Source organism: Flavobacterium denitrificans DSM 15936 (assembly GCF_000425445.1).
Taxonomy (GTDB): Bacteria; Bacteroidota; Bacteroidia; order Flavobacteriales; family Flavobacteriaceae; genus Flavobacterium; species Flavobacterium denitrificans.
The window spans coordinates 325,019-335,895 of the sequence record NZ_AUDL01000011.1 but is presented as its reverse complement, the minus strand read 5'-3'; the positions used below and the strand labels follow the sequence as shown (position 1 = coordinate 335,895).

General features: G+C 36.6%; 6 protein-coding genes. All 6 read right to left on the bottom strand.

Annotated features, from left to right (window positions below; all coding sequences use genetic code 11):
- Positions 1–210 precede the first annotated feature (210 nt).
- Positions 211–810 (bottom strand): REP-associated tyrosine transposase, encoded by a 600-nt coding sequence (locus H600_RS0107490; protein ID WP_026728196.1) that lies wholly within the window; start codon positions 808–810, stop codon positions 211–213.
- A 300-nt stretch (positions 811–1,110) separates the two neighbouring features.
- Entirely contained in the window at positions 1,111–1,569 is a 459-nt protein-coding gene (locus H600_RS0107485; protein ID WP_026728195.1) for an RNA methyltransferase, read from the bottom strand.
- A gap of 141 nt (positions 1,570–1,710) precedes the next feature.
- On the bottom strand, positions 1,711–3,813 hold the full coding sequence (locus H600_RS0107480; RefSeq protein ID WP_026728194.1) for a beta-galactosidase: 2,103 nt from the start codon (positions 3,811–3,813) through the stop codon (positions 1,711–1,713).
- A 296-nt stretch (positions 3,814–4,109) separates the two neighbouring features.
- Positions 4,110–5,723 (bottom strand): arylsulfatase, encoded by a 1,614-nt coding sequence (locus tag H600_RS0107470; protein WP_026728193.1) that lies wholly within the window; start codon positions 5,721–5,723, stop codon positions 4,110–4,112.
- A gap of 384 nt (positions 5,724–6,107) precedes the next feature.
- Positions 6,108–7,535, bottom strand: coding sequence for a SusD/RagB family nutrient-binding outer membrane lipoprotein (locus H600_RS0107465; protein WP_026728192.1), 1,428 nt, complete (start codon positions 7,533–7,535; stop codon positions 6,108–6,110).
- Between the two features lie 12 nt (positions 7,536–7,547).
- A complete protein-coding gene (locus H600_RS0107460) occupies positions 7,548–10,736 on the bottom strand; it encodes a SusC/RagA family TonB-linked outer membrane protein (protein ID WP_026728191.1) in 3,189 nt (1,062 codons plus the stop codon).
- Positions 10,737–10,877 lie beyond the last annotated feature (141 nt).

The following is a 10,877-nucleotide window of genomic DNA, read 5'->3' as shown; positions in this document are numbered from 1 at the left end:
AATTTTAGTGGAATTATCGTTTTAATTTGTATTTTCGTTTAGCCGAAAATACTCTCTTTCATAAGTTGCAAACTGCTTGTGGCGCGAGAACGTTACCTGCTCCGCAAAGTCTTACTCGCAATGCTGCGCAAATGTCTCCGACTTTGCGCCAATTTAAAAAATAACCTGAACGAAAAGAGCTCAAAAGTCTCTGACTTTTTTTCCAAAAAATCAATAACTATTATATTTATTAATCGCACTGGAGTCCAGCACATTTATGATTGGATTATCTGCTTTTTCTATTTTTAATAACCCAGTATCATTTACATAAGCATCTGCACTGCTATAAATATATTCAGAAGCTTTAAACACCAAGCCTGCTCTTACAGGATTTAAATGTATATAATCTAGTTTAGACCACATAAATTTATTACTGTAAATTTCTTCTGCATGATTGCCATACTGCCAGAACTGATAAACTTTATTTCTAGTATGATTTTGAGTCGCTAAATTAAATCTTGCCAGCATCCATTCTCTTCTGCTTTCAGGACTGGCTTGTATTGTTTCTAGAATGCGTTTTGCTGTAAACTTTTTAAAATCTCTTATCAAATCTGATAATTTTCCATCTTCAGACTGTACGATCATATGCATATGATTGCTCATTATAACATAACCATATAAAATCATTCCTTTGTTTTTAATGCAGTAATCTAAACATTCAATTACAATATCTCGATAACTCTGGCGTGTAAAAATATCTATCCAATCTACAACTGTTGGTGTTATAAAATGCGGGAGCGTCTGGTCTCTGATTATGTAGCCTTCTTTCATTTTCTTTTTTAGACAAAAATATAAGATTTAACTTACTTATATTGATATTATGAAAAGAAAAAGTCGGGAGACTTTTGTGATGGATCAAATTTCTAATAACTACAAAAAAATTGCACAAAGTCAGAGACATTTGCGCAGCTTTTCATTAGGAACTCTTCGGAGAGCGGGGGATTTATATTTTTTTTGACCAAAATATCCGTTAGCACGGATTTGCGTTATTTAAATATATCTAAATTACCGCAAAAATCTCGAAAAGCTATCTACTTTCAAATAATTTCAAATTGCAAATAAACTTCTTCCTTATGACCGTGGTTTCCCCAAATTCCTATCATACATCACAATAGTTCCTGCCACAGCCACATTTAAACTTTTTTCTGATTTGAATTTTACTAAGTGATGGCATTTCTCCATTGCTTTATGAGACAAGCCATGATCTTCTGCACCTAATAAATAAACGCAACGTCTTGGATGTTCAAACGTTTCTAGATCTGATGCCTTTTCAGATAGCTCAACACCTACCAATCGCGCTCCTTTAGGCAAATTTTCGAAGAAAGCTTCAAAAGTTTCGTAATGAAAATAAGGGATTGCCTTTACCGCATCATGAGTATCGCAAGCTTGTTTGGCATATCGATTGCCAATCGTAAATATAAAAGTAGCACCTAGATTTTGAGCTGATCGCCATAAAACTCCTAAATTTTCAGGTGTTTTACCATTTTGTATTCCTATTCCGAAATACTCATTTATAAAATTATCATTCATAACGGCAAAAATACAAACTTTAAGCATGAATTTAAAAAACGTTACAAGACGCTTAATGTTTTTAGATTTTACTATAATAAAAAAATTGCGCAACGTCTGACTCGAAGACTTTCGGAGCTGACTTTGCGCAACAATTCAATTTTAATATTTCCACACCAAAACATCAGCCGTTTTTATAGACTGAGTTCCAAAGATAATTTTCGAGCCTTTTGGCAAATTGAAGTTATAAGGCTTATCAGAATAATTAACTGCTATTCCGAAACCATCGCGATAATCGACCATTACTCCTTCTGGATAATCTTCTATAGGTGCGTTTTGCTGTTTGTATAATTTTCTGATTACTTGTTTTTCCAGATCGCCATTTTTCGAATCTGTACCAACGTATGTCACGGTTCCTTTTCCCAATTGATGCGAAACGACAGCTGCTGTACCTGCATAAAAATCACCTTGATAAGTTGCCCAGATTTCTGTTTCTTTATCTGGTTTTAGTAAATCGCCCCAACTTGTCCAGACAAATTCTTGATTTTCAAATTTAATAGCACCAGGAGAATGAGGCATTAATAAATCATACGATTCTATTTGAGATCCTATCAAACTCCAAATGGGCTCATAAAATTTTGCCTCCCAAAGATGTCCTTGACGGTTTTGGATTCCAGATCGGCAACTCATGATTAAATTTCCACCATTTTTTGCGTACAAGGTTAATTTATCAATCAATTTTTGATCGATCATTTGATAAGCCGGTACGATCAAGAAAGGATATCTTGAAAAATCTGTTGTGTCTCTAACAAAATCAACTGGCGCACCCATTGACTTTGAAGCTTTATAATACTTTAAAAAGTGATTAATAGTATTCCATTCTTTGGTTTGCTTATTTAAATCAATCCCCATCACATTATCCGGATTGAACAAAATTCCGGTTTTGCGTTTTAGATAGTAGTCTGGCAATTCTGCCTTTGCGTTATAGTTTTTTCGAAGTGTTTCTATTTCTTTTATAAATTGGCTAAATTCCAGTCCGCCCGGTGTTGGCGTTACGCCATCCGTACCAACGATACCATAGTGATATTGCTCATAACCATACAAAGGAGCACGGAAACGATAAGTACATTCGAATTTACTGCCTCCTGCAAAAACATGCCACAGCCACATTCGAACACTGCCTGGCAAAGGTTGCGGATTAATGCTTCCCCAGTTTACTTGACCCGGCTGTAATTCCATACAACCATACATTCCTTTAAGAGGTCTGAAAAAATCATTTGCCATTCCGATAGCGGCATAATCTCCCAAACGATATCCATTTTTCCCTATCCCAAAACTTCCACCATAAACCATATAACGAGTGTAGCAATCAAAATCAAATTCTTTGCTCATACCGATAAAACTCTCATCATAAGCGGGTCTGTAATTAGACGTAATCCATTGATCCTTGCTTACATATTTTCGAATGACTGCCGCTTGAGAATCCAGAAAGGTAGCAGTTTCCTCATCGGCAAATCTGTAATGATCCAATTGCGAATGCAAATTCATTCCCCATTCTTTATGCAAAGGAATATTTATTTCACTGAAATCAGAATAAATACCACTCCAAAAACTATTGCCCCAAGCTTTATTAAGAGTGTCGATATTCTGATATTTTTCCTTTAGCCAATTGCGGTAACGTTGTTGTGCATCTGCTCCATAATCCAGAAAACGTGCTGGTTCATTATCTATTTGCCAACCAATGATATTTTTGTTATTCCCATATTTTTTTGCCAATTGCTCGACCATTTTTAAAGAATAACTTCTATAGTAATTGCTCGAAAATGAGGCGTGTTGTCTAGAACCGTGATCACTTTTGTTCCCATCCTCATACGTAACGAGTACATCAGGATGCTTGCGCACCAGCCATACGGGAGGTGTTGCTGTAGAAGTGCACATGACAATTTTTAGTTTGTATTTTGCTGCAATTGCTACTGCTTTATCAAGCCATTTAAAATCATAAACTCCTTCTTGTGGTTCTAGTTGTGCCCAAGCAAATTCTCCAAAATGAGTAAACTCAAAACCCATTTCTGCAATTTTTTTCAAATCTCTATCCCATTGGCTTTCATCCCAATGTTCGGGATAATAATAAACTCCTACGGTAGTCAGATCTTTTTTGGGAAAGTACTTTTCAAACTTTTGAGCATTTGCCTCGATACAAACCATTGCAATCAAAAAAGTTAGCATGGATTTTCTGAATATTTTTCTTTTTATAATCTGCTTCATTTTTTATTTTGGATTTATTATTTCTATTTACAACACAAACTAAAGTGTTAAACATACACTTATTTTTGATTAAGAGCAAATTTACTTTATTAAAAATGTAGTCGAGAATCTAGGCTGACCAATTTTACTTGCGGGATTGCGCTGTAATTTCTTATATTGGCTTGTTAAATAAATTATTTAAAGCAAAGCAAAAGTCAATCATTACCAAAAACAATGCAACAAAAAAAGCTTTAGATCCCTCTAAAGCTTTTTTTGTTTACAGAAATGAGACAACTATTGACTGTCAGTTTCCAATATTATTTACTGTCTACACTTAAAGGAGGAAGTGAAGTTTTTTTCTCATTCATCATTTTTTTAATCTGCTCGATAGTTCTAAATCGCTCTATCTGCATTTCTCCTGTAAAAGTTTCGCTCTGAGGAGCTCTTGGTGGCACTTTGGCATATGTTTTCATCAAATCGGCAATAGCCTGGTTGAAAATTATAGCCGTCCAGGTCTTTTCTGTCCAGCTATTCATAAATAGGTCGTAACGTTCCTGCGGATCCTGCCACAGATTATAAATAGCTGGTACCGTTGCTACATAAGTCTCATCGCCTCTCCAGCCCAGCTGTTGTCCCGGCGCATCACTTCCCGCAATCGCACCATTATCTCCTCTAGTATTAAATACTGCTTTAAATTTCCCTATACGTACCGCACCTGGAGACAATTCTGCTTCGGTAAAATAAAACCATCGATCACGAAGTGGGGCACCTTTTTTAAATAAAACATTAGACATATCATAACTGTCAAAAACCATTTCAGCTCCTGCTCTGTCTTGTTTAGGCAAAGTTACACCTGCAAGACTGGCAAAAGTTGCCATAAGATCTAGTCCCCCAACAATATCGTGGCTCTCACTTCCTGCTTCAATTTGTCCTGGCCACCAAGCAATAGCCGGTACACGGCTTCCACCTTCTCTGTCAGTACCTTTAGTACCTCTGAATGGGGTATATCCGGAATCAGGATGCACGTCCTGCCAAGCTCCATTATCAACAGTGTAAATAACAATTGTATTGTCAGCAATTCCTAGAGAGCGTATCTTATCCATGATGCGTCCAACGTTATAATCCATTTCTACAACAGCATCTGAATATTTGCTTTTTCCAGGAGATTTACCCACAAATTGTTTAGAAGGAAGGTTAGGCTGATGATTTTTTGCAAAGTTGATGCACATAAAAAATGGATCTTTGCTTTTACCATATTCATCTAACTGTTTCAAGTTGTTTTCGACCATCATCATGTCCAGCTCGGCTATGTTCTCCTCTGTAACTTTGCTTACTTCACGAGCTTTTCCTCCTGCCTCGCCTTCAAGTACACCAATGGTTACTTTTTTGAAGAGCGCCAGCATTTCAGGAGACATTTCTGGGTTCCACGATTCAAAAGCATAGGTATATGCATTTAGATGGTACAACACCACATTCTGCATTTTATCGAAACCATGTGCAATAGGCATCGAATAATCGGCTTCGCCTAAATGCCATTTTCCTGAAAAATATGTTTTATAATTAGCCTTTTTAAGGACTGATGCCAATGTCCATTCTTCTTTTGGCAGTCCACCTCCTTGACCTTGAAAAGCAACTGTGGTCATACCACTACGGTTTGGAATACGTCCAGTTAACATTGCAGCCCTTCCAGGTGTACAACTCGGTTGTCCGTAAAATGACCAGAACTGCATACCTTCTTTTGCCATTTTATCAAGATTGGGTGTGGGCATCCCTCGACCAACTCCTCCACCATACACTCCTAAATCCCCCCAACCAGTATCATCAGAGATAACCATGATGATGTTTGGTTTCTTTTTGGTTTGAGCCTCCGCATTGACAAATACAGATAAGATCAAACTAATTAAAATTACTAAAAAGGCATTTTTTTTCATAATTTATGATTTTTAGATTAGTAAACTCATAAAATTAAAGCCTTGATATCGAAATCTATCACATCATCAACTTTATAATGTTTCAGATTATAAAATGAAACAAAGTTATTAAAATGAAACGCCTTAAGTTTGATGCTATTCCATGACAAAGTACTTCCTCAAAAAGCGTCCAACTTTTCAAATTTTTCCTTTTAAACTTTTGCTCAAACCCGAAAGTTTTTGATTATGGCGCTACTTTTCAAAACAAAATAATTTCAAAATCGAAAACACGATTACCTCTTTATATCCAATAAAAAAGCCTGAAAAATCAAAATTTTCCAGGCTTTTTACTTTCAAAATATATAATTTCAATTGCTACATTTGAAATTCATCGGCGGGTAAAAATTACTTTATATCAAACCAAAGCTTCGTTGTCAACAAATCTTTCCCTTGATTTGCTACTGCAGCTTGATAACTGTCTCTGTTTAAAGATTGTTCTGTTCCAGGGTAAAAGAAACGTGACGGAATTTGGCCATCCAAAACGGTCGCTGGGCCCGCTTTCAAAACTGGATAATCCAATCTTCTCCACTCTGTAAAAGCGTCAAGACCTTGCCCGTAAAAAGCAATCCATTTTTGTGTACCAATTGATTTGGCATAATTTGAAGCATCGTATTTTACAGTTGCTTGATTTAGATAATTTGAAATCGCAGTTGCATCTGTAATTCCGAATTGAATAAATGAAGCCGTGATCGCATTTTTATAATACTGCTCAGCATCACCAGAAATATAGCCACGAGCTACAGCTTCTGCAAGATTGAATAAAGTTTCAGAATAAGAAGCAATTACCGCTGGTGACGATGAAGTCAAAAAGTAAGTTCCCGGTTTTGATGTTTTGGCAAAACCTTGGCTATTGGCATCACTGTTTGATAATCCGTTTGCTCCTCCAACGTATTTGCCTACGCTCGCATCTGATGGCAATTGCGCATAAACTGGCAAACGCGGATCTGACAATTCGTATAATTTATCTACCATTGTTTTCGAAATTCGGAAATCATCACGCGTTTCAAACCAAGCCGAAGCTGGATTTTGTTGTGGCGAAGTAATATAAGTGAACTTGAAAGTCTCAGCATTACTACTAATTAATCCTCCCGCATCGCTTGTTGCATCAATTGCCGCTTGTTTTGCCAAAGCTGGTTCTCTGTCAGAAATTCTCAATGCAATTCTCAAACGAAGTGAATTCACAAATTTTTTCCATTTTGCAATATCTCCTTTGTAAACCAAATCACCTGTTACAGTTCCGTTTGCTGAACTTAACAACGATTGTGCTTGTTTCAAATCTTCAAGCAATCCCGTATAAACTTCTTTTTGTGTATTATAAGCTGGAGTTACCTTTAAGCCTGCTTCTTTATAAGGAATATTTCCATAAGCATCTGTCAATAACAAAAATGTCCATGAACGCAATGTCAACGCAATTCCTTTATAATTTGAATTTGCCTGATCTGCTGGGAAATTGATAATTGTATTTAAATCTGTTACCAATGTCGCATATCCCGTGTTCCACAAAGAAGTGAAAGATGTATTTGAAACATCATATCGATCTGGCTCTGTATATTGAATTTTTGCCCAATGTTGCACAAACAATAAAGACGAGTTAAAGTTATTTCCATCTCCCCAATACAAATCGGCTCCTTGTTTTAACGTTCCTGTCAATAAATAAGGCGCTAATGGCGTTTCAGTTGCATTTGGATTTTTATTAACATCATCCAAAGTATCATCATTGCAAGAACTCAGTGTCAATGCAAATAGTGTTGTATATAATAGTTTTTTCAGCATGATTCCGAGTTTTTAAAATTTAAGATTAACGTTAAGGCTAAAATTTCTGGTTGTAGGCAAGGCTAAACTTTCTAGTCCTTGTACATTTCCAGTATTGAAAGCCGTTTCTGGATCAATGTTTGGCACTTCTTTGTAAATAAACAATAAGTTACGGCCTGCAGCAGTAATACTTGCTCCGTCTAATCCTAGTTTCTTAACCAATTTTTTATCTACATTATAAGTCAATCTAATCTCTCTAAGTTTTACATAAGTTGAACTGTAGATGTAAGCTTCACTAATATTATATGACGCTTTGTAATATTCCTGAGCACTGATTACTTTATTGTTTGGCGTTCCATCTGCATATACACCACTAAAAATCATTCCGTCATCATACACTGTTGCACCGCCTGGAGCCACGCCTCCAGTTACTAATGTTTTTGGATTCGAAGTATTGTTTCCTGGGTAATAATAACTTAATCCGCCATTCTCAGCACCACGGCCCGGAAGCGTTTGAGCCAATACACCTGTATAATTTCCTGTTCTGTTTGTTCCTGAGAAAAGCTCCCCTCCTACACTTGCGTCCACAAGAACCGAAAGTTCAAGATTTTTGTATGTAAATGTATTTGTAGCACCTGCCAAATAATCTGGAGTATAATGTCCTAAAACTCTCTTTGTTGGATCTGCTTTTGGCAATCCGTTAGCTCCTACTACAATATTTCCATTTGCATCGCGCTCATATGCTGTTCCGTAAAGGGCACCGTAAGCTTGTCCAACAGATGCCAATACATCAACACCTCCTGATGAACCAATAGTATAGTTTTGGATTTTTTTATCGTAATCCAGAATCTCGACCTTGCTTGTATTCTTAGAATAATTTACACCGATATTCCATTTAAAGTCTTTCGTTTGGATTGGCGTTCCGTCTAATTGAAGTTCTATACCGTGATTATTGATTTTTCCAGCATTGATCAATTGCGAATTATAACCGCTTGAAGCCGTTGTTTTGATTTCCAAAATCTGATCATAACTATCTGTATTATAATACGCAGCATCAAAACGCAATCTATTTTTCCAGAAAGTGGCTTCTAAACCAACTTCGCTTGAACGCGTTGTTTCTGGCTTCAAATTCTCATTCAATTTTTTCTGAGAAGAAGTCTGAATCGGGTTTCCGTCAAAAGCGGTCTGGAAGTTGTAAACTGTCGACAGTTGGTACGGATCTGCATCGTTTCCTACTTCAGACCAACCTCCACGAACTTTTAAGAAATCAAGCGTATTGCTTTTAATTTTGAAAGCATCAGTCAACACAACGCTACCATTAATAGAAGGATAGAAATAAGAACGGTTATTGCTTGGCAATGTTGACGACCAATCGTTACGAGCGGTAACATTCAAAAACGCATAATTTCTGAAACCTAATTGCGCCGAAGCATAAGCACTGTAAACTCTCAAACGAGAATACGAATTTGATGAAGTCAACGGATCACGTGAATTCGTCAGCGTATATAAATCCGGCACAGCCAAACGTGGTGCTTTTTGATAATTGTTAGCATCACTGTGGTTACGAACGTTGAATCCTGCAAGCGCATCCAAACTAAAATCATCATTCAGATTTTTTGTATATTGAAAAATCCCTTCTGTATTTCTTTCATCTACTGTATAAGCATCTTCGGCATACGATCCAAATGGAGTTCCGTTTGTACCATATTTAATCGTGTATTTTCTTCTGTCATTATAATAGTCAACTCCAGTGCGGAATCTAAAATTAAGTCCGTCAATAATTTTTGCATCCAAATGAATATCTCCAATCAAGCGATTACGTTGCTGACTTGTAGTATTATAATAGGCATTCCAATACGGATTGCTGTAATAACTGTTGTTCCAGTTTTTAGTCCAATCATTATTAAGGTCATTAATATCAACTTGGCGACCAAACCAAAGGAATTGCAACATTACACCTGCCGCACGTCCTCCTGATGGTCCGCCTGGAAGTTGTGGAGCATCGGTAACAATATAATTGGCATTTACTCCAACTTTTATGTTTTTAGAAATTTCGTAATTGGTATTAATGGTGAAATTTGTCTTGTTGATTTCACTATTAGGTACTGTTCCCAATTGTTTTTGATTGTTTACTCCTAAACGAAAATCTGATTTTTCGTCTGATTTCGCTACAGAAACACTGTTATCATAAGTAAGTCCTGTATTAAAAAAGTCTTTTACGTTATCCGGATGTGCTTCAAAAGGCACTGCAACTCCATTTGAATAAAATTGCGGAATCAGACGTCCGTCTAATCTCGGTCCCCAGCTTTCATCAACTCCATCGTTCACACCGCCTCCTTTACCATCAACATAGCTGAATTTTCCGTTTGAGCCTTGTCCATATGAATTTTGAAAAGCTGGCAAAGTACTCACTTGAGAAATTGTAATTCCAGAACTTACGCTAATTCCTAATCCTTTTTGATTTTTACCCGATTTTGTGGTAATCAAAACAACACCGTGAGCGGCGCGCGATCCGTAAAGTGCTGCTGCATTTGGTCCTTTTAATACCGTTAAAGTTTCAATATCTTGAGGATTTAAATCGGCAATTGCATTTCTGAAATCACGAGTCGCACCACCAAAATTCAATTGCGAATTATCTACCGGAACCCCATCTACCACAAATAATGGCTGGTTGTTTCCTGCGATCGAAGTTTCTCCACGAATAATAATCCTTGAAGATCCCATATCTCCTTGCGAATTCGTAATACGAACTCCTGCTAATTTCCCCGTAAGACTATTTAAAAAGTTGGTTTCTTTTGTACTCGCTAATTCTTTGCCTTTTAGTGACTGAGTAGTATATCCTAAAGATTTTTTCTCTTTGGTGATTCCTAGCGCTGTCACAACAACTTCTGACAAAGCATTTTGTTCTTGTTCCAAATCTATAACAACAGCATTTTTTTGGACAACCACTTCTGCTTTTTTATAGCCTAAATAACTTATGATTAATGTATATGGAAATTTCTGTCCGGTTTGGAAGAAAAACTTACCATCTAAATCGGTTACCACTCCGTGAGTTGTTCCTTTTATATTTACCGAAGCGCCAATTACTGGCTCTTTTGTAACAGCATCAACTACTGTCCCTTCGAGTTTTGACTGGATTAATGGCTTTGTTTCTTGTGCTTTAACTCCTATGGAAATCAATAAAATACACAACAGTATATAGCTGTTTAATTTTTTTTTCATTACTTTGTTTTAGTTTAATAAAAAGGTGAGCCGAAAACAGATTTAATCCATTTTCGCTTTCCTTCTAGAGATGACAATTTCTTTTAAGCTTCACCATTTCTGCTGCAACAGAAATGGTTTTTTCTTTTTATCTGCAACACA